The organism is Citricoccus sp. NPDC079358 (assembly GCF_040702545.1).
Classification (GTDB): domain Bacteria; phylum Actinomycetota; class Actinomycetes; order Actinomycetales; family Micrococcaceae; genus Citricoccus.
In genome coordinates this window covers 48,934-71,793 of the sequence record NZ_JBFBLI010000009.1, presented here as the reverse complement: position 1 = coordinate 71,793, position 22,860 = coordinate 48,934, and the positions used below count along the sequence as shown (strand labels likewise).

Annotated in this window: 17 protein-coding genes and 2 tRNA genes; 9 read left to right on the top strand and 10 right to left on the bottom strand. The window is 70.6% G+C overall.

Going from position 1 to position 22,860, the window contains the following annotated elements; all coding sequences use genetic code 11:
- Window positions 1-2: 2 nt before the first annotated feature.
- Window positions 3-494 (bottom strand): VOC family protein, encoded by a 492-nt coding sequence (locus AB0333_RS12000; protein ID WP_366218901.1) that lies wholly within the window; start codon window positions 492-494, stop codon window positions 3-5.
- Window positions 491-5,509, bottom strand: a complete 5,019-nt coding sequence (locus AB0333_RS11995) for an ATP-dependent helicase (protein WP_366218900.1) — start codon at window positions 5,507-5,509, stop codon at window positions 491-493. Before AB0333_RS11995 ends, AB0333_RS12000 begins: the two co-directional genes overlap by 4 nt.
- A 110-nt stretch (window positions 5,510-5,619) precedes the next feature.
- On the opposite strand from AB0333_RS11995, the gene AB0333_RS11990 reads away from it, so the two are divergent.
- Window positions 5,620-6,060: a hypothetical protein gene (locus AB0333_RS11990; RefSeq protein WP_366218899.1), complete on the top strand. Its 441-nt coding sequence runs from the start codon at window positions 5,620-5,622 to the stop codon at window positions 6,058-6,060.
- Between the two features lie 18 nt (window positions 6,061-6,078).
- Here the strand turns inward: AB0333_RS11990 and AB0333_RS11985 are convergent, their stop codons facing one another.
- A complete protein-coding gene (locus AB0333_RS11985) occupies window positions 6,079-6,537 on the bottom strand; it encodes a 23S rRNA (pseudouridine(1915)-N(3))-methyltransferase RlmH (RefSeq protein ID WP_366218898.1) in 459 nt (152 codons plus the stop codon).
- Window positions 6,538-6,549: 12 nt separating this feature from the next.
- Window positions 6,550-7,488: a LysR family transcriptional regulator gene (locus tag AB0333_RS11980; protein ID WP_366218897.1), complete on the bottom strand. Its 939-nt coding sequence runs from the start codon at window positions 7,486-7,488 to the stop codon at window positions 6,550-6,552.
- Window positions 7,489-7,610: 122 nt separating this feature from the next.
- On the opposite strand from AB0333_RS11980, the gene AB0333_RS11975 reads away from it, so the two are divergent.
- Window positions 7,611-8,975: an aminomethyl transferase family protein gene (locus tag AB0333_RS11975; protein WP_366218896.1), complete on the top strand. Its 1,365-nt coding sequence runs from the start codon at window positions 7,611-7,613 to the stop codon at window positions 8,973-8,975.
- Here AB0333_RS11975 and sufU read toward each other — a convergent pair.
- From sufU to tadA, 4 genes are all read right to left on the bottom strand, one after another.
- On the bottom strand, window positions 8,972-9,430 hold the full coding sequence (gene sufU / locus AB0333_RS11970; RefSeq protein WP_366218895.1) for a Fe-S cluster assembly sulfur transfer protein SufU: 459 nt from the start codon (window positions 9,428-9,430) through the stop codon (window positions 8,972-8,974). The genes AB0333_RS11975 and sufU overlap by 4 nt on opposite strands.
- Window positions 9,427-10,728 (bottom strand): cysteine desulfurase, encoded by a 1,302-nt coding sequence (locus AB0333_RS11965; protein ID WP_366218894.1) that lies wholly within the window; start codon window positions 10,726-10,728, stop codon window positions 9,427-9,429. Before AB0333_RS11965 ends, sufU begins: the two co-directional genes overlap by 4 nt.
- Before the next feature lie 150 nt (window positions 10,729-10,878).
- A tRNA-Ser gene (locus AB0333_RS11960) sits at window positions 10,879-10,968 on the bottom strand.
- A 63-nt stretch (window positions 10,969-11,031) separates the two neighbouring features.
- Window positions 11,032-11,508 (bottom strand): tRNA adenosine(34) deaminase TadA, encoded by a 477-nt coding sequence (gene tadA / locus AB0333_RS11955; protein WP_366218893.1) that lies wholly within the window; start codon window positions 11,506-11,508, stop codon window positions 11,032-11,034.
- 81 nt (window positions 11,509-11,589) lie between these two features.
- Between tadA and upp the strand changes: the two genes are divergently transcribed.
- The 3 genes from upp (at window position 11,590) to AB0333_RS11940 (ending at window position 14,018) form a co-directional block, all read left to right on the top strand.
- Window positions 11,590-12,225: a uracil phosphoribosyltransferase gene (gene upp, locus AB0333_RS11950; protein WP_159548901.1), complete on the top strand. Its 636-nt coding sequence runs from the start codon at window positions 11,590-11,592 to the stop codon at window positions 12,223-12,225.
- Between the two features lie 374 nt (window positions 12,226-12,599).
- Window positions 12,600-13,436: a winged helix-turn-helix domain-containing protein gene (locus tag AB0333_RS11945; RefSeq protein WP_366218892.1), complete on the top strand. Its 837-nt coding sequence runs from the start codon at window positions 12,600-12,602 to the stop codon at window positions 13,434-13,436.
- Window positions 13,437-13,463: 27 nt separating this feature from the next.
- On the top strand, window positions 13,464-14,018 hold the full coding sequence (locus tag AB0333_RS11940; protein ID WP_366218891.1) for a histidine phosphatase family protein: 555 nt from the start codon (window positions 13,464-13,466) through the stop codon (window positions 14,016-14,018).
- 102 nt (window positions 14,019-14,120) lie between these two features.
- Here AB0333_RS11940 and AB0333_RS11935 read toward each other — a convergent pair.
- A tRNA-Arg gene (locus AB0333_RS11935) sits at window positions 14,121-14,194 on the bottom strand.
- Between the two features lie 301 nt (window positions 14,195-14,495).
- Here AB0333_RS11935 and AB0333_RS11930 point away from each other — a divergent pair.
- The 3 genes from AB0333_RS11930 to AB0333_RS11920 all read left to right on the top strand — a co-directional run bounded on the left by AB0333_RS11930 (window position 14,496) and on the right by AB0333_RS11920 (window position 20,051).
- Window positions 14,496-16,337 carry a phosphoenolpyruvate carboxykinase (GTP) gene (locus tag AB0333_RS11930; protein ID WP_366218890.1) on the top strand — a complete coding sequence of 614 codons (1,842 nt, stop codon included), beginning with the start codon at window positions 14,496-14,498 and terminating at the stop codon, window positions 16,335-16,337.
- Between the two features lie 179 nt (window positions 16,338-16,516).
- The gene (locus tag AB0333_RS11925) at window positions 16,517-18,724 is read left to right on the top strand and encodes a DEAD/DEAH box helicase (RefSeq protein ID WP_366218889.1); all 2,208 of its coding nucleotides are present in this window, start codon (window positions 16,517-16,519) and stop codon (window positions 18,722-18,724) included.
- A gap of 28 nt (window positions 18,725-18,752) precedes the next feature.
- Complete coding sequence (locus tag AB0333_RS11920; protein ID WP_366218888.1) at window positions 18,753-20,051, top strand: hemolysin family protein; 1,299 nt, start codon at window positions 18,753-18,755, stop codon at window positions 20,049-20,051.
- 1 nt (window position 20,052) lies between these two features.
- Here the strand turns inward: AB0333_RS11920 and manB are convergent, their stop codons facing one another.
- Window positions 20,053-21,567, bottom strand: coding sequence for a phosphomannomutase/phosphoglucomutase (manB, locus tag AB0333_RS11915; RefSeq protein ID WP_366218887.1), 1,515 nt, complete (start codon window positions 21,565-21,567; stop codon window positions 20,053-20,055).
- A 61-nt stretch (window positions 21,568-21,628) separates the two neighbouring features.
- Here manB and AB0333_RS11910 point away from each other — a divergent pair, with 61 nt between their 5' ends.
- Window positions 21,629-22,828 carry an MFS transporter gene (locus AB0333_RS11910; RefSeq protein WP_366218886.1) on the top strand — a complete coding sequence of 400 codons (1,200 nt, stop codon included), beginning with the start codon at window positions 21,629-21,631 and terminating at the stop codon, window positions 22,826-22,828.
- Window positions 22,829-22,860: the final 32 nt, after the last annotated feature.

The following is a 22,860-nucleotide window of genomic DNA, read 5'->3' as shown; positions in this document are numbered from 1 at the left end:
CCTCAGGCGCAGTTCAGCTGCCACGTGACGCCCCAGCGGTCGGCGACCCAGGCGAAGCGGCGGGAGAAGCCGTAGCCGTCGGCCGGCATCAGGGCGTGGCCGCCGTCCGAGGACAGCTCGCCGGCCAGGGCATCGACCGCATCGAGTTCGGCCTGCGGGTCTGGCCCGCCGCCGGGGAGCTCCACGAAGATGCTGATCGACGGGGTGAAGCTGAACTGATGCCCCGGTGGCGAGTCGAAGACCCGGAACGGGGTGCCGGCCACGGTGAACTCCCCGGCGTATACGGTGCCGACCAGGTCCGGGTTGTCGGCGGCCTCGGGAGACTCGGCCGTCCGGCGCTCCAGCCGGGTCACCTCGGTCCCGGAGATGTAGGGGGCCAGGGTCTCCACGTAGAAGGTCATGGCCTGCCCGCCCTGACCCTCGAACATGAGGAACGGGGTCGCCCTCGGGGCGGTGGGTACTGCGGGGGTGCCGGTCTGCGGTGTCTCGCTCATGACCTAAACCTAAGCCCGGACGGGGACGAGTAGAACCCTGCCTCGGCCAGTGCCGTGGCCAGGGGAGTGCCCGTGATCGGCAGACCGTTGACCTTCTCCAGGGACATCTTCTCCACCCGCGCGGTGCGTAGGGCCCATGCCAACGCCGTGGCCATCGCGCCGAGCGCCGAGGGTTCGTCCGAGAACAGCAGCAGGGTGCGCCCACCCCGTTCGACGTAGAGGGCCAGTTCGCCGGCCACGAGGACGACGACGGCGCCCGCCTTCCGCCCGGGGCGTTGCCCGGTCGGCCGCACACCGTCCGGGTTGGCGGGCAGCTCCGGCCAGGGCAGGGCCGCGCCGTAGGGGTTGGCGGGGTCAGTGGCCGCCAGCGCGACGGCCTGCGGGGCGGGCGCGGCGCGGTCATCCTGCCAGGGCGACGGTGCCCCGGCGTGCTGGGGCTGGGCGGCCGGCACGTCCTGCTGGGCGAATCCGCGCAGCCGGTCCACGGTGGCCCCCGTGGAGAACTGCGCGGCGCCGAGGTGCTCCACGTAGTAGCCGCGGCGGACCTGCCCGGCCTCCTCCATGCGGGTCAGCAGCCGGTACTGGGTGGCGAAGCCACCGGGGACCTCCTCCGCCACCACGGAGCCGCGGGTGATGACGCCATAGCGGTCCAGCAGGTACTCGGCGGTGGCGTGCGCCCGGACGGTCGGATCGGACGAGGGCTCGGGCAGCAGGGACCAGCGGCCGGCGGCCCGGGCCACGTCCATCGGCCCCAGGTCCGCGGGCAGGCCACCGGCCGGACGCGCCAGTGAGTCGGTCCCTCCCGCGTCAGCGCCGAGGCTGCCGGAGGCCTCCTGGAGTCGCTTCAACCGGGACAGTCTCGCGCCGCGGCCGGGCCGCGCCGGCCGCGCCCGTGGCGACCGTGACCTGGACTTGTGCGCGGTGCGGCCCTGACCCAACAGCCCGCGGATCGGGGCGAAGGTGTCGTTGCCCACGAGCCCGGCCCAGACCAGGTCCCAGAGGGAGTGGAGGAGGTCCCCGGAGGAGACCCGCGGCGCCGGTGCGTCGCGGGTGACCTCCGTGACCTCCGCGGCAGCGAGGACGGTGCGCGCCCGCTCGGCGAGCTGACCGAAGAACCAGGCACCGCCGCCGTCGAGCACCTCCAGCAGGGCCCGGTGCACGGGACCGAGCTCGACGTCCTGACTCCGCGTCAGGGACAGGTCCGCGGACTCGGCGCTGTGGAAGGCGACCCAGCCATCATTGCCACTGGCGGCGGCTGTGCCGGACCAGAGGAACTCGCCACTGGCCAGCAGCTCGTCCAGGAGGGCCGGCGCGTAGTCGCGGACGCGGGAGGGCAGGACGTGACTCTCCCACCCGCTGGCGGGCACGGGGACGCCGGAGAGCTGGTCGAGCACGGCGGCCACCCCGTCGATCCCGGACAGCGTGGCCGGTGACCCGCCGCCACGGGCCGGGGACAGGTGCTGCCAGTCGGCGAGGAACCGGGCATAGGCGGCCTGCTCGACCGGTTCCACCTCCGCCCGCAGCGCCGCCAGGGACCGCCGCCGGATGCGCCGCAGCACCTCGACCTCGCACCACTCGGTCTCGTGCGGGCCGGTGGGCCGGGAGCCGTCCCCGTCAGCGCCGTGGCCGGCCGCGGGGCGGAATTGCCCCTCGGTCACGCGGTGTTCGGCGGCGAGCCGCTGCAGGACCTGAAGCACGACGGCGGCGCCCAGCCCCAGCGTCACCCCGGCCTCGGCGGCGGTGAAGGGCCCGTGGGTGCGCGCGTAGCGGGAAACGAGGTCGCCGAGCGGATCCTCGACGGGCTCGATGAAGGCCAGGGGAAGGCCCAGGGGCAGGGCCACGCCGAGGGCATCGCGCAACCGGGCCGCGTCCTCCACGGCGGCATACCGGGTCTCGCCGTTGATCCTGACCTTCAGGGCCCGGTTCGCGCTGACGAGCTGGTCCAGCAAGCCGATCGCCGCGTCGGCCCCCTCATCGCTGGTCCCTGCGGGATCGCTGGACTCTGCGGGGCGCAAGCGGGCGGCGGCGCCCTCGGCGGTCAGGGGGCCGAGCAGGCGGAGGAGATCCGCGAGTCCCTCGGCGCCCTTGACCCGGCGGTCCGGAGAGAGCCGTTGCAGGTCCGCCTCCACCGTGGCCATGACGGCCGGGTCCAGCAGGTCCCGGAGTTCGGCCCGTCCCAGCAGCTCGTTGAGCAGGCCGGGGTCCAGGGAGAGGGCGGCGGCCCGGCGCTCGGCCAGGGGGGAGTCACCCTCGTAGATGAATTGGGCCACGTAGCCGAACAGCAGCGACTGGGCGAAGGGCGAGGGGGTCTGGGTGGTGGTCTCCACCAGCCGCAGCGACTTCGCCTCGATCCGGGTGGCGAGGTCCTTGAGGGCCGGGAGGTCGTAGACGTCCTGCAGGCATTCGCGGACGGTCTCGAGAATGATCGGGAACTGCGGGTACTTCCGCGCGACCTCCAGGAGCTGGGCCGAGCGCTGGCGCTGCTGCCACAGGGGGGTGCGTTTGCCGGGATCCCGGCGAGGGAGGAGCAGCGCCCGGGCGGCGTTCTCCCGGAACCGGGCGGCGAACAGCGCCGAACCGCCCACCTCCGCGGTGACGAGTTCCTCGAGTTCCTCCGCCGTGAAGAGGAACAGGTCCGCTCCGGGGGGCTCGTCCTCCATCATCGGCACCCGCAGCACGATGCCGTCGTCGGCGGCCATCGCGGAGCCGTCCATCCCGTACCGGGCCTGCAGCCGGGCGCCGACGGCCAGCGCCCACGGCGCGTGCACCGGCATCCCGAAGGGGGAGTGCAGCACCACGCGCCAGTCCCCGAGCTCGTCGTGGAACCGCTCCACCACGAGGGTCTTCTCCGTGGGCAGCTGTCCGGTGGCCTCACGCTGTTCGGTCAGATAGGCGGTCAGGTTGTCCTGGGCCCACTCGTCCAGTCCGGCCGCTGCGAGCCGCTCGGACGTCGGCTTCCCGGCGCCGACCTCGCGGCGGAAGGCCCCGACCGCCTCACCGAGCTCGACGGGACGGCCCTCGGCATCACCCCGCCAGAACGGGAGTCGACCCGGCTGCCCGAAGGCGGGGATCACGAGGACCCGGTCATGGGTGATGTCCTGGATCTGCCAGCTCGTGGCGCCGAGGACGATCACGTCTCCCACGCGGGACTCGTAGACCATCTCCTCGTCGAGCTCGCCCACCCGGCGTCCGCCCGTGCGGGCGGTGCCGGCGGAGGCTTTGGCGGCACCGCCCGCGGTGGTGTCGCCGGCCTTCTCGTCCTCGGTGCCGGCGAGGAAGACGCCGAAGAGGCCGCGGTCCGGGATGGTCCCGCCCGAGGTGACCGCCAGCCACTGCGAGCCGTTGCGGCCGGACAGGGTGCCGGCCTCCCGGTCCCAGACCACACGCGGGCGCAGCTCGGCGAACTCGTCGGAGGGGTAGCGGCCGGAGAGCAGGTCGAGCACCGACTCGAACGCGGAGTGCGGCAGGGTCGCGAAGGGGGCGGAGCGGCGGAGCAGGTCGAACCAGGCCTCGACGTCAAGCTCGTCCAGGGCGCAGGCGGCCACGGTCTGCTGGGCGAGGATGTCCAACGGGTTGGCCGGGATGGACATCGACTCGATCCGGCCGGCGAGCATGCGCTCGACCACCACGGTGGTGTCCACCAGGTCCCCGCGGTGCTTGGGGAAGAACCAGCCGGAGGACGTCTCGCCGACCTGGTGGCCGGCGCGGCCCACGCGCTGCAGCCCGGAGGCCACGGACGGCGGCGACTCGACCTGGATGACCAGGTCCACCGCGCCCATGTCGATGCCGAGCTCCAGCGAGCTGGTGGCGACCACGCAGCGCAGCTGGCCGGACTTGAGCGCGTCCTCGATGAGGGCGCGCTGCTCCTTCGAGACCGAACCGTGGTGGGCGCGGGCGAACTCGGTGCCGGTTCCCTGGGAGGCATGGCCGGCGGACTGACCCGCGCCGCCCATCAGCTGGGCCGGGGAACCGGACCGGCCGGCGTCGGGCGTCTCCGGGGCCGGCTCCGTGGCCTGACGTTCCTCCCAGATCTCGTTGAGGCGGCCGGTGAGCCGCTCGGCGAGCCGGCGGGAGTTGGCGAAGACGATGGTGGAGCGGTTCGCCTCGACCAGGTCGACGATCCGCTCCTCCACGTGCGGCCAGATCGAGGCGTTCGTCTGCAGCCCGGACCCCGGTCCCAGATCGTGCGCGGAGGGCGCCGAGGGCAGCTCGGTCATGTCCGGTACCGGGACGGTGACGTGCACGTCCCAGGACTTGGTGGAGGCCGGGGCCACGACGCGCACCGGCTGGAGGCCGCCGAGGAAGCGGGCGACCTCCTCCTTCGGCTCCACCGTGGCCGAGAGCCCGATCCGCTGTGCGGGCTTCGCCAGCAGGGCATCGAGCCGTTCGAGGGAGACCGCGAGGTGGGCACCCCGCTTGGTCCCGGCCACGGCATGGACCTCATCCACGATCACCGTCTGAACCCCCGCCAGGGTGGACCGCGCCTGGGAGGTCAGCATGAGGTAAAGCGACTCCGGCGTGGTGATCAGGATGTCCGGGGGGTGGCTGGCCAGCTGGCGGCGCTCGCGGGCCGGGGTGTCCCCGGACCGCACGCCCACGCGCACCTCCGGCGCGGACTCGCCGAGGCGCTTGGCCGTCTGCGTGATGCCGATGAGGGGTGCCCGCAGGTTGCGCTCGACATCCACGCCGAGGGCCTTGAGCGGGGAGATGTAGAGGACGCGGGTCTGGCTCTTGGGCTTCTTCTCGGCCTTCTCGGCGTGCTGGACGCTCGTGGCTGAGGGGGAACGCAGGAACCCGTCGAGGGCCCAGAGGAAGGCCGAGAGGGTCTTGCCCGAGCCGGTGGGCGCGACCACGAGGGCATGCTGACCGGAGGAGATGGCATCCCAGGCGCCGAGCTGGGCGGTCGTCGGCGCGGCGAAGGCCCCCTCGAACCACTCGCGGGTGGCAGGGGTGAAACGGTCAAGCACCGCGTCCGCCGCGGGATCAGCGGCGTCGGGTCGGGAATCTCGGGCCATCGCGGCCATGCTACGCCGGGCCCCGGACACTCTTCGACCGGTCCTCTAGGGTGGGTGGACCATGAACCGCTGAGCAGCCGGGAGCGACGATGAAGCGCAGGATCGGGTGGATGCTGGGTCTCGGAGCCCTGCTGATGGTGACCGGATGCAGCGAGAGCGAGACCGGGATCGCCCTCCTCGACGAGCCTGCGACGGATGCCGATTCGATCGATGTCGGGGCCGGGCCGCTGGAGCCCGACGCGTGGGAGGGCATCGATCCGCAGAGCGTGCGCTTCGTGGCCGAGCACGATGGCGTGACCTACTACCTGGCCGAACCCCGGGATCCGGAGCTCGATGGTGGTCTCTGCCTCGCAGTGGTGGAGCCGGGGGCGCTGGCCTGTGGAGGGCCCTCTCAGGGCGCCCCGGCTGATGCGGCGGTTCTGATGCTCGACTACGGCACGGGCGCGGCTGCTGTGTTCCGCGACGGCGACGATACATCGGTGCTGGCGGATCAGGGCTGGACCCAGGTCCACCCGAACCTCCTGGTGCAGGACTCCGGCCCGGCCGCGTAAGAACTCAGGTCCCCCGCCCTACACGTGGTGGTACGGCCGGCCGCCGGCGATCTCCTGCGCGCGGTAGAGCTGTTCGGACACGATCAGGCGCACGAGCTGGTGGGGAAAGACGAGCGGGGACAGTGACCAGACCGTGTTGGCGCGGGAGTGCACGGAGCCGTCCACGCCGTAGGCGCCGCCGATGACGAGGGTGACGCTCTGGCCGGCGTCGAACCGGCCCTGCAGGAGGCGGGACAGGCCGGGAGAGTCGAGGTGGGTGCCGCGTTCGTCGAGCAGCATCAGGTGGTCGCGCTCGCCGACCTTGGTCAGGATGCGGGCCGATTCCTCCTCGCGCGCTGCGTCGCCCTCGCGGGAGGAGTGGGGGAGCAGCTGCCAGGTGACGTCGAAGGGCTTCTTGAGCCGCTTGACGTAGCGGTCGATGCCGTCGGCCACCCAGGATTCGTGCTTCTTGCCGATGGCCAGGACCTTCACGCTCATCAGACCATCCTGTCAGGATCTCGAGTCGAGGGGCTTCCGCGCCCCGATGGAGGAGAACTCGCCCGGATCGCCGCGCAGGGCGCGCAACACGGTGCCGTGGAACCAGTCGAGCGCCGCGGTGTGCTGACTGGTGGTCCGCTTCAGCAGGGAGATCTCGACTCCGGGCAGCTCGAAGGGCAGGTCCCGCAGGACCACGGGCCAGGTCTCCGCCCAGCCCCGGGCGATCGACGCCGGGACGGTGGCGATCAGGCGGTTCGGCGCGGACAGCAGCGGCGGCAGTGAGGCGAAATGACGCACGGACACCGCCGGCCGGATCGGCGCGCCGAGCCTGCCGAGCGCCGCGTCCAGGGCCGGCCGCCCGGAATCCCCGGCCACCACGGCATGGTCGGCTTTCAGGTAGTCCTTCAGTGTCAGAGGCGGTGCTGTCAGCGGATGGTCCTCGCCCATGAGCACGGCATAGCGCTCCGATTTCAGCACCTGGTGTTCGAAGGCCCCGGAGATCGGCAGGGAGGTCACGGCCAGGTCCACCGTCCCCCGGGCCAGCCAGTCGGGAAGGAGCTCCAAATCCAGCGAGACCACCTCGATCCCGATGCCCGGGGCGGCGGCCCGGACGGCGGCGAACAGCGCCGGGACATAGCCGATCTCGCCCAGCTCGGACATGGCGACGGTGAAGCGGCGGTCCGAGGTGGCGGGATCGAAGGAGTGGACCGCGTCCAGGGCCCGGTCGATGGTCATCAAGGCGTCGCGGAACGACGGGTAGATCGACTGGGCCGCCGCCGTGGGTTCCATGGTCCGACCCACCCGGTGGAACAGCGGGTCATCCCACTGGCGTCGCATGCGTGTCAGGGCCTGGCTCACAGCGGGCTGGGTGACATAGAGCCGGGCGGCGGCCGAGGTGAGGCTCCGCGACTCGTACACGGCCACGAAGGTCCGCAAGAGGTTCAGGTCCATGGTTCGGCCACTCAATCTGCGAGAACGGGGGATAAGCAATTCTTATGCTCAACTCCCAGGACTATACGTAGGCTGACGGTGACATCGCCATCCGCGTACCGCCGTCCTCCGAGGAGTCCTTCATGTCCCACCAGCAACCCGAGTCCCTGGCTGCGGCCGTCGCCCGTGCCGGCTCGCCCGTCGAGTACCTGCGCAACGCCCCGTCCAAGGCCACCGTCTTCCCGGTGCAGCCGGAGTTCAGCAACTGGCGCTCGGAGCAGCAGTCCTGGCGGACGTCGGTGGCGCTGCTGGACCAGTCGCACCACATGACCGACCTGTTCATCACCGGCCCGGACGCGCTGAGGCTGCTCTCCGACGTGGGCGTCAACAGCTTCGCGACGTTCGCCCCCAACAAGGCCAAGCAGTTCATCGCCGTCAACCACGAGGGCTACCTGATCGGCGACGCCATCCTGTTCTACCTGGAGGAGGACTCCTTCGACCTGGTCGGCTGGCACATGGTCCTGGACTGGGTGCAGTACCACGGGGAGAAGGGCAACTATGACGTCACCTTCGAGCGTGATGCCAGCTCCGCCGTCCGCCAGGGGGATCCGAAGCAGTACCGCTTCGAGGTCCAGGGGCCCCGCGCGCTCGAGCTCATGGAGAAGGTCACGGGTGCCGCGGTCCCGGAGACGCGGTTCTTCGGCATGGCCACCTTCGAGATCGACGGCGTCCAGGTCCGCTCGCTGCGTCATGGCATGGCGGGACAGCCGGGCTTCGAGCTGTTCGGCCCCTGGGCCGACGGTGAGCGGGTCCGGGCGGCCCTGCTCACCGCCGGGGAGGGGTTGGACCTGGTCCAGGTCGGCTCGAAGGCCTACTCCTCCTCCAACCTGGAGTCCGCGTGGGTGCCGTCTCCGTTCCCGGCGATCTTCAGCGGCGAGGGCACCGAGGCCTACCGCGAGTGGTTGCCGGCCAGCCGGGCCGGATCCCTCGCCGGCAGCGTCGACTCGACGGCGGTGGAGGACTACTACCTGACTCCGTACGACCTCGGTTATGGACGGAGCGTGTCCTTCGACCACGAGTTCATCGGCAAGGCTGCCCTGGAGCGCCACGCGGCCGAGCAGCAGCGGCAGAAGGTCACCCTGGTGTGGCGGCCGGAGGACGTCGCCGCCGCGATCCAGACCCAGTTCGAGCCGGGGGTTCCGGCGAAGTACATCGACGTGCCCAAGGCGCGTTACGGCCAGTATCAGGTGGACCGGGTCCTGGTGGACGGCCGGGACGTCGGGATCTCGCACGACGCCGGCTACCTCACCAACGAGCACGCGTTCGTCTCGCTGGCCAGCATCGAGGATGACTTTGCCGCCCCGGGAACCGAGGTCACCGTGGTGTGGGGCGAGACGACGCCCTCCGCCAAGCCCTCGGTGGAGAACCACCGCCAGGTGCGGATCCGCGCCACCGTGGAGCCGGCCCCGTACTCCGCCTTCGCCCGGGAGAACTACCGCAAGAACTAGCGGACGTCGGCCTCCACGAGAGCGTGCTCGGCGGCGACCCAGCCGAGCATCGCGCACTTCACCCGGGCCACGTAGCGCGAGACCCCGCCGAGGGCCACGGCGTCGCCGAGCAGGTCCTCGTCCGGGGCGATCTTGCCGCGGGACTGCATGGCGGTGCGGAAGGCGTCGATGCGCGTGCGCAGGTCCTCCACCGTCAGCCCCTCGGCGAGCTCGGTCAGCAGGGAGGCCGAGGCCTGTGAGATCGCACAGCCGTGGCCCTCCCAGCGGATCCGTTCGACCACCCGGCCGGCCCCCTCGCCGCTCAGGTGCACCTCGAGGGTGATCTCATCGCCGCAGGTCGGGTTGAGCTGGTGCGACTGTCCGGCCGCGCCGCCCAGCAGGCCCACGCCGTAGGGATTCTTCGAGTAGTCGAGGATGACCTGCTGGTACAGGTTCTGCAGTTCGGACGAGCTCACGCCTTCACTCCAAAGAAGTTCGCGGTGGCGGCCACCCCCTCCAGGAAGCGGTCCACCTCCTCGGTGGTGTTGTAGAGGTAGGTGCTGGCCCGGGTGGAGGCCGTGAACCCGAGCCGCCGGTGCAGGGGCTGGGCGCAATGGTGGCCCACGCGGATGGCGATGCCCTGATCGTCCAGGAACTGGCCGACGTCGTGGGCATGCACCCCGGCGAGGTCGAAGCTGGCCGCGCCCACGCGCGGTCCCGGCGCGGATCCGCCCAGTACCGTCACGCCGGGAATCTCGGCGAGCCCGGCCAGCAGGCGGGCACCGAGCTCGTCCTCATGGGCGGCGATGCGGTCCATGCCGATGCCCTTCAGGTACTCCACGGCGGCGGCCAGGGCGATGGCCTGCGAGACCTTCTGGGTGCCGGCCTCGAAACGCTGCGGGGGCGGCAGATACTCCGCGGCCTCCATGGTGACCGTGGTGATCATGGAGCCGCCGGTGAGAAACGGGGGCATGGCCGCCAACAGCTCTCGGCGGCCGTAGAGGGCGCCGATGCCCGTGGGGGCCAGCATCTTATGACCGGAGAACGCGGCGAAGTCCACATCGAGTGCCTTCAGATCCACGGGCAGGTGCGGGACGGACTGGCAGGCGTCCAGCACCACGAGCGCTCCGACGGCGCGGGCCCGGGCCACGAGGTCCTCGACCGGGTTGATGAGCCCCAGGACGTTGGAGACGTGGGTGAAGGCCAGCAGCCGGGTGCGGGGGGTGATGACCTCGTCCGCCGCCTCCGTCCGCAGGGCGCCGTCGTCGCCGACGGGAAGGTAGCGCAGGGTGGCGCCGGTGCGGAAGGCCAGCTCCTGCCAGGGGATGAGGTTGGCGTGGTGCTCCATCTCCGTCACCACGATCTCGTCCCCGGCGCCCAGCCGGAAGCGTTCGGCGGCTGGGCCACCGCGGCCCGCGCTGGCATTGGAGAACGCATAGGCCACCAGATTCAGCGCCTCGGTGGCGTTGGAGGTCCAGACGATCTCGTCTTCCTCGGCACCCACGAACTCGGCGACCGTGGCCCGGGCATCCTCGAAGAGCACGGTGGCCTCGGCAGCCAGGGTGTGGGCGCCGCGGTGGACCGCGGCATTGAGGTTCTCGTAGTAGTCGCGCTCGGCCTCCAGCACGGCCCGCGGCTTCTGCGACGTGGCGCCCGAGTCCAGGTAGGCCAGCGGATGGCCGTTCACCTCGGTGGCCAGCAAAGGGAAGTCCTCACGCCACCGGTCGATCTCGGCCGCCGTCGGGGGAGGGGTCGTCTGGGAGGTTCCGGTCATCTGCGCTGCCTTTCGACGGGGTCGTCTGCCGTGTGCACCACTGGCATAGCACCGGGGGGCCCCGATTTGTTCCGCTGGTTCCGCCCCGGGCCGGACATGCGAGAAGGCCTCCACCTCCCGGGGATCCCGGGCCGTGGAGGCCTTCTCAACTGGCGGTGACGGTGGGATTTGAACCCACGGTAGGGGTGAACCTACACAACATTTCGAGTGTTGCACCTTCGGCCGCTCGGACACGTCACCAGACCGCACCACTGTACCGGAGGGGGCCAGCCCCGCCCAAACCACTCCGTTGGCGCGCACGGCTCAGGAGCGGTGCTCCCGGAAGAAGTCGGTCAGGAGCCCGGCGCACTCCTCCTCGCGGAGGCCGGCATGGACCTCCACCCAGTGGTTCAGCCGGGGCTCCCGCACCACATCGAACACGGATCCGCACGCACCCGCCTTGGGGTCCCAGGCCCCGAAGACCAGCCGGGGGATGCGCGCCAGCACCAGGGCCCCGGCGCACATGGCGCACGGTTCCAGGGTGACCACCAGCGTGCAGTCGGACAGCCGCCAACCGTCCCCATCGCCCGCCTCACGACGCGCGGACGCGGCCTCGCGCAGTGCGAGCACCTCGGCATGTGCGGTGGGATCCCCGGTCGCCTCGCGCTCGTTGCGTCCGGTGCCCAGGACGGTCCCATCCGGGCCCACGACGACGGCGCCGATCGGCACGTCGGAGGTCTCCAGCGCGGCACGGGCCTGGTCCAGGGCCGCACCCATCCACTCGTGGTGCGAGGTCTTCATGGGCCGACCCTAGCCGTCCCGTGCCGGATCGGCGGCCCGGCGGCCGATGGCCGGGCCCGGGCGCCCGGTAGGGTTGTGCCCATGCGCGTACAGCTCGTGGAACATCCGCTCGTCAGCCACAAATTGACCGTTCTCCGCAAGAAGGAGACACCGTCGATGATCTTCCGGCAGCTCACCGAGGAGCTCGTCATGCTGCTGGCCTACGAGGCCACCCGGGACGTGAAGGTCCAGCCCGTGGAGATCGAGACCCCGGTGGCGAGGATGACCGGCGTCGCGCTGGCCAAACCGACCCCGCTGGTGGTGCCCATCCTGCGGGCGGGCCTGGGCATGCTCGAGGGCATGGTGCGGATGGCGCCCTCTGCCGAGGTGGGATTCCTGGGCATGGCCCGGAACGAGGAGACCCTGGACATCGTCACCTACGCGGAACGGCTGCCGGCGGATCTCACGAACCGCCATGTCTTCCTGCTGGACCCCATGCTGGCCACCGGGGGGACCCTGGTGGAGGCGGTGCGGTTCATGTACGCCCGCAACGCGCAGCGGGTGACCTGCATCTGCCTGTTGGGCGCTCCGGAGGGGATCTCCCGGTTGGAGCGCGAGCTGGCGGACGTGGAAGTGGACATCTACCTGGCCGCGATCGACGAGCGCCTGGACGAGCAGTCCTACATCGTCCCCGGACTCGGCGACGCCGGCGACCGCCTCTACGGCCTGGCGGAGTAGTTCGAGGCGGTCAGCGGCGCAGTAACAAAAGTGCGAACGCCGGAGGTTGGCAGTAAGTTGCCCCAGAAGTGCCGCAAAGGACGTCCCACCACCCCGAACGGCTGTGACCTTGCTCACGAATAGCCGCATTCGTCTCACATAGTGAGACTCCCGTCCCATTGTTACTTGCCAGGAACGAATGTGACGGCCGAGTGTTGTCACATGAACTTCCGCGACTCGGCGGTCCCCTCGGGGGCGACGACTGTTCGGCGATGGTGCCGGCAGTCGGGCTGGGCCGGCTCCTGTCCGGGGTGTCTGCAGCGGGGAACGGCCGTGATCCGGCCTGACTCGCAGCCCTCACGCCGAACAGGACACTGACGCAAGGATTCATCGACATGACAACCAGTCCCCAGGGATACGTCCACATCTCGGTCCGCAACGCCCAGCGTCGTGCGGCACGGGTCCGCAGTTACCGTGAGCATGGCGGCACCTATGGGACGCCGGCCAGCCGGCAGCTCCACTCGGTCCAGGCTGTCGTGGAGCCCGCCGGGGAGGCCGAGTCGCCGGCGCCCCAGACGGCACCGCTGCCGGTCCTGGCCCCCAACGGGATCCCGGGTCCTCAGGCGGTGGCGACGGAAACCGAGGCCCGCGGCTTCGTCATCTATGTGGGCATGGACGAGTCGGCCGCCTCGGCCGCCGGGACCTCGCTGACCCGGCTGGCCAACGAGCTGCGCCACTATGTCGAATCACTGGTACCGGGTTCACAGTCTGCGGCGGCCGTCGCGATCGCCCCGGCCGGCGCCCCCGGTTCCGACCTTGAGGTCGTCCGCCAGGTCCTCGGGGATCCGACCATCCAGCAGGGCACCCGACCGGACCTGCTCCAGGCCCCTGCCCCCGTCTCCACCCGTCAACCGGGCGTCCTGATCGATCTCGCCCGCCGCGAGGTCCAGCTGGACGGTGAGGGCCTGAACCTCACCTACAAGGAGTTCGAGCTGCTGAACTACCTCGTCGAGAACGGCGGCCGGACCGTGGGCCGTGACGAACTGCTCGAGTCCCTGTGGAGGAACTCGGATGAGGTGCCGAACGAGCGCACCATCGACGTCCACATCCGCCGGCTGCGGTCCAAGCTGGGCCGGCTCTCCGGCACGGTCCGGACCGTGCGCGGTCAGGGGTACCGCTTCTACGAGCACCCCGAAGTGGTTGTCTGGGCCGCCCCCGAATACAGCATCTGAGCCAGGGCGGGCACGTAGGCTGGCCGCATGCCTGCCGACACCGTGACGCCCGACCGTATCGACACCTCCGGTGACAAGACGCTGATCCTCCTGCGCCATGCCAAGTCGGACTGGCCGGACGGCGTGAATGACCACGACCGCCCCCTGGGCGGCCGCGGCCATCGCGAGGCACCCGCCGCCGGCGAGTGGCTGGTGAACCAGGGCGTGTATCCGGACATGATCCTGTGCTCCGATGCCGTGCGCACCCGCCAGACCTGCACCTGGGTCTGCAGCGAGCTGGGGGAGAAGGCTCCGACCCCCTATCTGGATTCGCGTCTCTACGAGGCTGATGCCGCCCGTGCCCTGGCCGTGATCAATGAGACCGAGGAACGGGTGCGGTCGCTGATGGTCGTCGGGCACATGCCGTGGGTGCAGGACCTGGGCATGCGGATCGCCTCCGTGGACTCCGACGAGGAGGCGGTCGTGTCCATGGCGGAGCGCTATCCCACCCTGGGCCTGCAAGTCTTCGCGGTGCCGGGGGAGTGGGCGTCACTGGACGGGCGCGACGCGCGGATGACCCACTTCGTGGTGCCCCGCCCCTGACGTCGGGGCCGGGTCTCACCCCCGCCGGCCGCGCTCGACAGCAAAAGCCCGGATCCGCCGTGGATCCGGGTCTGAGCTGGTCTGATGAATCAGACCTCTGGGTGCGCCCTAAGGGATTCGAACCCCTGACCTTCTGTTCCGTAGACAGACGCTCTATCCAGCTGAGCTAAGGGCGCATCGACCGCGATCGGCCTTGAAAGACTATACCGGCCCGGTGGTCGTTCGCCAAATTCGGATTCGGGGTTGCGCCGCGCGGGTGGACCGCGCTGTCGGGCCGCGGGTGCGGGCCGGGTGCGCCGCCGTCGTCCGCCGGGCCGGGGTGCGTACATGTCAGGTGGCGTCACCGAGACGTCTGCGAAATCTCCGTGGGTAGAATGAGTCGTGGAGACGGTGTACGCACAATGGAGTGCCGGCCGCTGACGGCCGCATTCCCTTGTGCCCAACCGGAATGCACCCGCAACCCAATGGAGGACCCCCATGGCCAAAAACTCCTCACTCGCGTTCGCAGATCGCGCTGTGGCGGAAGCGCCGACCAGTTACGGCAAGCTTCTCGACTGGGTGAAGGAGGTTGCCGAGCTCACGGAGCCCGACTCCGTGTATTGGGTGGATGGTTCCCAGGAGGAATACGATCGCCTGGCCGGCGAACTGGTCGAGGCGGGCACGTTCGTCAAGCTCTCCGAGGACAAGTTCCCGAACTCCTACGCCGCCTTCTCCGACCCTGCCGATGTGGCGCGCGTCGAGGACCGGACGTTCATCTGCTCCGAGAAGGAGGAGGACGCCGGCTTCACCAACAACTGGATGGACCCGTCCGAGATGAAGGGCATCCTCAAGGACACCTTCGCCGGATCCATGCACGGCCGCACGATGTACGTCATCCCCTTCGTCATGGGCCACCTCGAGGCCGATGACCCGAAGTTCGGCGTCGAGATCACGGACTCCGCCTACGTGGTGAACTCCATGCGCATCATGGCCCGCATCGGGACGGACGTGCTGAAGAAGATGGAGGAGACCGAGGCGTTCTTCGTCCCGGCCCTGCACTCCGTCGGCGCCCCGCTCGAAGAGGGGGATGCCGATGTGGCATGGCCCTGCAACGAGACCAAGTGGATCGTGCACTTCCCCGAGGAGCGCTCCATCTGGTCCTACGGCTCCGGCTACGGCGGCAACGCCCTGCTGGGCAAGAAGTGCTACGCGCTGCGCATCGCCTCGGTCATGGCCCGGGACGAGGGCTGGCTGGCGGAGCACATGCTGATCCTCAAGCTGACCAACCCGGAGGGCAAGTCCTACACGATCTCCGGCGCGTTCCCCTCGGCCTGCGGCAAGACCAACCTCGCGTTGATCGATCCGACCATCGAGGGCTGGAAGGCGGAGACCCTGGGTGATGACATCACCTGGATCCGCCCCGGCAAGGACGGCGAGTTCCGGGTGGTCAACCCGGAGGCTGGCTACTTCGGCGTGGCCCCCGGCACGGGCTGGGGCACCAACCCGAACGCCATGAAGGCCATCTCACAGGGCAACTCGATCTTCACCAACGTCGCCCTGACGGATGACGGCGGCGTGTGGTGGGAGGGCATGACGGACGAGGTCCCGGCTCACCTGACCGACTGGAAGGGCAACGACTGGACCCCGGAGTCCGAGACCCCGGCGGCCCACCCGAACTCCCGGTTCTGCACCCCGATCGACCAGACCGAGATGCTGGCGGACGAGTACCACGAGCCCAACGGGGTCAAGCTGGATGCGATCCTCTTCGGCGGCCGCCGCAAGACCACCATCCCGCTCGTGACCGAGTCCTTCGACTGGGAGGACGGCATCTTCAAGGGCGCCACCCTCTCCTCGGAGACCACGGCTGCCGCCGTCGGCGCCGTGGGCGTGGTCCGCCGCGATCCGATGGCCATGCTGCCGTTCATCGGCTACGACGCGGGCGACTACCTGGAGCACTGGGTCAAGGTCTCCGGCGAGGTGGACCAGGCCAAGCTGCCGAAGATCTACCTGGTCAACTGGTTCCGCCGCAACCGGGACGGCGGCTTCGCCTGGCCCGGCTTCGGGGAGAACTCCCGCGTGCTGAAGTGGGTCGTGGAGCGCCTCGAGGGCACGGCGGACGCCACCGAGACCCCGGTCGGCTACGTCCCCACCCCGGACGCGCTGGACCTCACCGGCCTGGACCTCTCTGACGCCGACCTCGAGGACGCCCTCCGCGTGGACACCGAGGAGTGGAAGGACGAGGTGGCCTCCATCGAGGAGTGGTTCGCCCGCTTCGGCGCCTCCCTGCCGGCGTCCATCGCCGGTCAGCTGGACGGGTTGCGCGAGCGCGTCAACGGCTGATTCCGCCGACTGCCGTTGGCAGCGCCCCGCCCGGTACCGGTTCGGTACCGGGCGGGGGCGTTTAACCGGGCCGGACCACGCGCCGGCCGCCTCCTCCACAGGGCACGACGCCGGCCGTCTCCTCCACCGTTCGGCCCACCGGGTGCTGGGGTGTCCGTCCCGGCTGGAATACTGGCCGCATGGCGCACAACGACGATGACGGTGACTACGCTGGCGAGACCTTGACGGCCCGGGAGGCCCTGCGGGCCGAGGCCCGTGAGGTCCTGTGCCGGCTGGTGGGCCGGGAGGACGCGGACTTCCACCCGGGGCAGTTCGAGGCGATCGAGGCCCTGGTGGCCGATCGGCGCCGCGCCCTGGTGGTCCAGCGGACCGGCTGGGGCAAGTCCGCGGTGTACTTCGTGGCCTCCCTGCTGCTGCGGGCACGGGGCGCGGGCCCCACGCTGATCGTCTCCCCGCTGCTAGCGCTGATGCGGGACCAGGTCTCCGCCGCGGCCCGGGCCGGGGTGCGCGCGGAGGCCATCAACTCCGCGAACGCCACCGAATGGGACCAGATCCGGGAGCGGCTCGCCGCAGACACGGTGGACGTGCTGCTGGTGTCCCCCGAGCGGCTCAACAACCCGCAGTTCCGGGACGTGCAGCTACCGGACCTCATCCGCCGGACCGGAATGCTGGTGGTGGACGAGGCGCACTGCATCTCGGACTGGGGCCACGATTTCCGTCCGGACTACCGGCGGATCCGGGACCTCATCGCCCAACTGCCCGGTGCCGGTGACCGCCGTGTGCCGGTGCTGGCCACCACGGCCACGGCCAATGAGCGGGTGGTCCAGGACGTCTCCGAACAGCTCGGCGTGGCCGGCGCAGACGGTTCGGGGGAGGTCTTCGTCCTGCGCGGCCCGCTGGCCCGTTCCTCGCTGCGGCTCGGGGTGCTGCGCATGCCCAGTCCGGCCAGCCGGCTCGCCTGGTTGCTGACCCACCTGGGCTCGCTGCCCGGGTCCGGCATCGTCTACTCGCTCACCGTCTCGGCCGCCGAGGACACCGCGCGTGCCCTGCGGGACGCCGGCCATGAAGTGGTGTCCTACACCGGTCGGACGGATCCGGAACAGCGGGCTGAACTTGAGCAGGCGTTGAAGGACAACCGGGTCAAAGCCCTGGTCGCCACCTCCGCCCTGGGGATGGGATTCGACAAGCCGGACCTGGGCTTCGTGGTCCACCTGGGCGCACCCAGCTCCCCGGTGGCCTATTACCAGCAGGTCGGCCGCGCCGGCCGTGCCACGGACCACGCCGATGTGCTGTTGCTGCCCGGAACCGAGGACCGCGAGATCTGGCGCTACTTCGCCACCACGTCCATGCCGGAGGAGCACCGGGCCCGGGCCGTACTGGGAGAGCTGGAGGCCGCCGGGAAACCGCTGTCCGTCCCCGCGCTGGAGACCCGGGTGGATCTGAAGCGCACCCCGTTGGAGCTGCTGCTCAAGGTCCTGGCCGTGGACGGCGCCGTGGAACGCACCCAAGGCGGTTGGCAGCGGACCGCGCAACCGTGGACGTATGACGGCGAACGCTATGGCCGGGTAGCCCAGGCCCGTCTGGCCGAAGAGAAGCTCATGCTGGACTACGAGAACACGTCCGGATGCCGCATGGAGTTCCTCTCACACGTCCTGGATGATCCGGAGGCAGCGCCCTGCGGCCGGTGTGACAACTGCGTCGGGCCGTGGTTCCCCACGGGCATCGACGAGACGGCCAAGGGCAGTGCCTCGAAGGCGTTGGGCCGGGTGGGGGTGCCCATCGAGCCGCGCCGGAGCTGGCCCAGCGGCATGGACCGGCTGGGGGTGCCGCTGAAGGGCCGCATCCCGGAGGAGTCCCAGGTGGGCGAGGGGCGGGCCGTGGCCCGGCTGACGGACCTGGGCTGGGGTGGACGTCTGCGCAGCCTGTTCGCCGCCACGGAGACCGGCGTCCAGGACGCCCCCGTGGAGCAGGACCTGTTGCAGGGGGCCGTCCAGGTCCTGGCGTCCTGGGACTGGGCGGAACGGCCCATCGCGGTGGTCTCGGTGCCCTCCCGCGCCCGTCCTCAACTGGTGGGTTCCTTCGCCGAGGGCCTCGCCCGGATCGGCCGCCTGCCGTACCTGGGCTCCCTCGACCTCGTGGACGGTGGGCCCCGCGGTGAGTCCGGGGGCAACAGCGCCTTTCGGCTGGCCTCGGTCTGGCGGATGTTCTCCGTGCCGGAGGAGCTGGCCTCCCAGCTGGCCTCCGCCAGGGCGGCCGGGCAGCACGGCCCGGTGCTCCTCATCGACGATCGCACGGACAGTCGTTGGACGCTGACCGAGGCCGGCCGCGTGCTCCGTGCGGCCGGCGCCAGTGGGGTCCTGCCCTACGTCCTGGCGTTGAACGGCTGACCAGCCCGCGGGAAGATACCGTGGTCCCATGGACCTCAACACCCTGCTGAATGTGGCCCTCGTGCTGCTCTTCGTGCTCATCGGCGGCGTGTTCGCCGGCACGGAGATGGCCATCGTCAACCTGCGGCAGTCCCAGATCCAGGCGATCGAGGACAGCGGACCGCGGGGTGCCAAGACCGCGGCGCTGGTCCGGGACCCCAACCTGTTCCTGTCCGCCGTGCAGATCGGCGTCACCGTCGCCGGCTTCTTCTCCTCGGCCTATGGGGCCTCCACGATCGCACCGGACCTGACGCCCGTCCTGGTCGGTTGGGGGCTGGGGGAGCAGGCCGCGAGCACCGTGGCCCTGGTAGGCATGACCCTGGTCATCGCCTACCTGTCCCTGGTGTTCGGTGAACTCGTGCCGAAGCGTCTGGCGATGCAGAACGCGGTGGGCTTCACGTCGGTCCTGGCTCCGCCGCTGGGAGCCTTCGCCGTCCTGATGCGACCGGCTATCTGGCTGCTCTCGGTGTCCACCAACCTGGTGGTCCGCCTGCTCGGCGGCGATCCTAAGGCCCACCAGGAGGCGGTCTCCGCCGAGGAGATCCGCTCCATGGTCAGCACGTCGGAGGCCCTCGAGGACACGGACCGGCACGTGCTGCAGTCCGTGTTCGACGCCGCCGACCGCACGGTGGTGGAAGTCATGCGGCCGCGGCCCGAGGTGAACTTCCTGTCCGGGGAGCTCAGTGTGGCCGAGGCCATGCGGCAGCTGGCGGACCTGCCCAACTCGCGCTATCCCATCACCGGGGACGACTCGGACGACGTCCTGGGCTTCATCCACATCCGCGACCTGCTGCGGGTGCCGGACCCGTCGACGCCGTTGGCCGGGATCGCCCGCGAGATCACCGTGCTGCCCGGCACGGTAGACGTGCTGCAGGCTCTGAGCCGCATGCGCTCCAGCGGCAACCAGATCGCCCTGGTCATCGACGAATACGGTGGCACCGACGGGATCGTCACGCTGGAGGACCTGCTGGAGGAACTCGTCGGGGACATCTACGACGAGTTCGATGACAGCCTGGCCGCGGAGGACAACGCCCTGGAGTGGGGAGAGGACGCCGAGGTGGACGGCGGGCTGATCCTGCAGGAGCTGGCCCAGCAGACCGGCGTCGAACTACCGGATGACGGCTCCTACGAGACCGTCGGTGGCTTCGTCATGGCCAGCCTGGGACGCGTCCCCGAGGCAGGGGACCGGGTGGAGGCCGAGGAGGCAGGCCTGGAGGTCCTGGACATGGACGGCCACCGGGTCGGACGCGTCCGGATCACCCGCACCCCGGACAGGCCGGGAGAGTGACTCAGGCGTCCTGGCGGACGAGGTCCAGGACGGTGTCGCGGATGCGGGCCATGGTGCCGGCGTCGTGGGCCTCGCCGTTGTAGCGCAGGAAGGGTTCGGTGTTGGAGGGGCGCAGGTTGAACCACCAGGTGCCGTCCACCGCGGTCACGGTGGTGCCGTCCATGCGGTCCACGAGCACCCCGGTCCCGGCGAGATCCTCGGCGTCGACGGCCGCGGACACCGTGTCCTCGCCGGCTGTGGTGGCGTCGGCGGCCAGTGACGGGGCGAAGGCCTGGAGCACGCGCGCCACGGCACCGGCCTTGTCCTCGACCTCGGAGTTGATCTCGCCGGAGGCGGTGTACGGGTCGTACTCCGCGGCCAGCTCGGACAGCGGCGTCTGCTGGGTGCCGAGGGCGGCCAGCACGTGCATGGCCGCGAGCATGCCGGTGTCCGCGTTGTAGAAGTCGCGGAAGTAGTAGTGCGCGGAGTGCTCCCCGCCGAACACGGCGCCCTCGGCGGCCATGACGGCCTTGATGAAGGAATGCCCCACCCGGGTCTTCACGGCCCGGCCACCCTCGGCCGCGACCAGCTCGGGCACGGCGTGGGAGGTGATGAGGTTGTGGATGATGACCGGCTCGGCCTCGGGGGCCTGCACGGCCCCGTTGACGGTGTCCCCGGCCCGGGCCCGGGCGATCTCGCGGCGGGCCACCAGACCGGTCACGGCCGAGGGAGAGACCGGCTCACCGGTCTCGTCGATCACGAAGCAGCGGTCGGCGTCGCCGTCGAAGGCCAGGCCCAGGTCCGCGCCGTGGGCCACCACGGCGGCCTGCAGATCCCGCAGGTTCTCCGGTTCCAGCGGGTTCGCCGGATGGTTCGGGAAGGTGCCGTCCAGCTCGAAGTACAGCGGCTCGATCTGCAGGGGCAGACCCTCCAGCACGGTGTCCCCCAGGACGGCCGGGGTGGTCATCCCGGCCATCCCATTGCCGGCGTCCACCACGACCTTCAACTCCCGGATCCCGGACAAATCCACCAGGGAGCGTAGGTAGGCGGCGTACGCGGCGAGCAGGTCCTGCTCGCTCACCACACCGGTGGTCTCCACCGCGGGGATCTCACCGGCCTCCAGGTAGCGCTGGGCCACATCACGGATCTCGTAGAGTCCGGTATCCGAGGACACCGGCACGGCGCCGGCCTGGGCCATCTTCATGCCGTTGTAGGCGGCAGGATTGTGGGAAGCGGTGAAGACGACCCCGGCGGCCTGCTCCACGCCACAGGCGTAGTACAGCATGTCCGTGGAGATCAGGCCCAGCATCACCACATCCGCCCCGCGGGAAGTGGCCCCCTCCGCGAAGGCCCGGGCGAACCCGGGAGAGGACGGACGCATATCCCCACCGACCAGCACCCGCGAACCAGCCAGGCCCAGCACGTCCACGAAGGCCGCACCCACGGCCCGGACCGATCCCTCAGTGATCGTATCCCCGACGATGCCACGCACGTCATAGGCCTTGAAGGACTGGCTCAGATCCACAGAAGTCGTCATGGCAGTCAATCCTAGGCCAGCGCGGCAGCTCCGCCCCGGTCACGGCGCTAGAGTCGGGCCCGTGGAGACAGGCACCTCAGAACCGTGGTCCGGACATATCCCCGGGACCCCCGGTTACCGCCGCCTGCTGCTGGGACTGTTCCTGGCCGGCGTCGCGACCTTCGCCCAGCTGTACTCCCCGCAGGGCCTGCTCCCGCTGATCAGCGGGGACCTCGGTATCAGCGCCTCCGAGGCCGCCCTCTTGGTCTCCCTGGCCACCCTGGGGCTGGCCCTCGGCGTGATCCCGTGGTCTTACGCCGGTGACCGTTTCGGCCGCAAGCGGGTCATGGGGTGGGCCATCATGGCGGCCTGTGCCTTCTCGCTGACGGCGGTCGCGGTGCCGGACCTCGAGGCCATCCTCGCCTTCCGCCTCCTCGAGGGTTTCGCCTTGGGCGGCGTCCCGGCGCTGGCCCTGGCCTATCTCAACGAGGAGGTCAGCGCCGCCTCCTCGGCGCTGGCGGCCGGGACGTACATCTCCGGGACGACCCTCGGCGGGCTGGCAGGACGCCTCCTGGCCGCGCCCATCGGAGAGCTGACGGACTGGCGGCTCGGCATGCTCGCCGTCACCGTGCTGTCCGTGGCCTGCGCCATCGCCTTCCTGCTCCTGGCCCCGGCAGCCCGGGGCTTCATCCCGCACCGCACCACCTTCCAGCAGGCGGTCCGGGCGCTGGCCGGCAACCTGCGGTCCCCCGCCCTGCTGATCATCTACGCACAGGGGTTCCTGCTGATGGGCGGATTCGTGGCGATGTACAACTACCTCGGATTCCACCTGGCCGGGGACCCGTTCAACCTGCCCATCGCGGTGGTGTCCCTGGTCTTCGTGGCCTACCTGGCCGGGACCTGGACGTCGCCACTGGCCGGGCGACTGGCCGGACGCCACGGGCGCCGGCCCGTGCTGCTGGTGTCCACGGCGGCCATGATCGCCGGGGTGCTGCTCACCCTGGTCCCCTCCCTGTGGGTGGTGCTGCCGGCCACGGTCGTCTTCACCGGCGGGTTCTTCGCGGCCCACGCGGTGGCATCCGGCTGGGCGGGGGCGGCCGCGGTGGCCGGCCGGGCGCAGTCGGCCTCGCTCTACAACTTCGGCTACTACGCGGGCTCCAGCCTGTTCGGCTGGCTCGGCGGGGTCTTCCTGGCGGGGGCCGGCTGGACCGGGACCGTGCTCATGACGGCGGCCCTCGCGGTGGTGGCGGCGATCCTGGGCTGGTTCGTGCGCAGCAGATGAGAACGCTCTCATTCCGGACTCATGCACCCCTC

Bases quoted from the DNA above. Each gene is read 5' to 3' on its own strand.
- AB0333_RS12000 (WP_366218901.1), bottom strand. From the start codon at position 494: ATGAGCGAGACACCGCAGACCGGCACCCCCGCAGTACCCACCGCCCCG.
- AB0333_RS11995 (WP_366218900.1), bottom strand. From the start codon at position 5,509: ATGGCCCGAGATTCCCGACCCGACGCCGCTGATCCCGCGGCGGACGCG.
- AB0333_RS11990 (WP_366218899.1), top strand. From the start codon at position 5,620: ATGCTGGGTCTCGGAGCCCTGCTGATGGTGACCGGATGCAGCGAGAGC.
- AB0333_RS11985 (WP_366218898.1), bottom strand. From the start codon at position 6,537: ATGAGCGTGAAGGTCCTGGCCATCGGCAAGAAGCACGAATCCTGGGTG.
- AB0333_RS11980 (WP_366218897.1), bottom strand. From the start codon at position 7,488: ATGGACCTGAACCTCTTGCGGACCTTCGTGGCCGTGTACGAGTCGCGG.
- AB0333_RS11975 (WP_366218896.1), top strand. From the start codon at position 7,611: ATGTCCCACCAGCAACCCGAGTCCCTGGCTGCGGCCGTCGCCCGTGCC.
- AB0333_RS11965 (WP_366218894.1), bottom strand. From the start codon at position 10,728: ATGACCGGAACCTCCCAGACGACCCCTCCCCCGACGGCGGCCGAGATC.
- tadA (WP_366218893.1), bottom strand. From the start codon at position 11,508: ATGAAGACCTCGCACCACGAGTGGATGGGTGCGGCCCTGGACCAGGCC.
- upp (WP_159548901.1), top strand. From the start codon at position 11,590: ATGCGCGTACAGCTCGTGGAACATCCGCTCGTCAGCCACAAATTGACC.
- AB0333_RS11945 (WP_366218892.1), top strand. From the start codon at position 12,600: ATGACAACCAGTCCCCAGGGATACGTCCACATCTCGGTCCGCAACGCC.
- AB0333_RS11940 (WP_366218891.1), top strand. From the start codon at position 13,464: ATGCCTGCCGACACCGTGACGCCCGACCGTATCGACACCTCCGGTGAC.
- AB0333_RS11930 (WP_366218890.1), top strand. From the start codon at position 14,496: ATGGCCAAAAACTCCTCACTCGCGTTCGCAGATCGCGCTGTGGCGGAA.
- AB0333_RS11925 (WP_366218889.1), top strand. From the start codon at position 16,517: ATGGCGCACAACGACGATGACGGTGACTACGCTGGCGAGACCTTGACG.
- AB0333_RS11920 (WP_366218888.1), top strand. From the start codon at position 18,753: ATGGACCTCAACACCCTGCTGAATGTGGCCCTCGTGCTGCTCTTCGTG.
- manB (WP_366218887.1), bottom strand. From the start codon at position 21,567: ATGACGACTTCTGTGGATCTGAGCCAGTCCTTCAAGGCCTATGACGTG.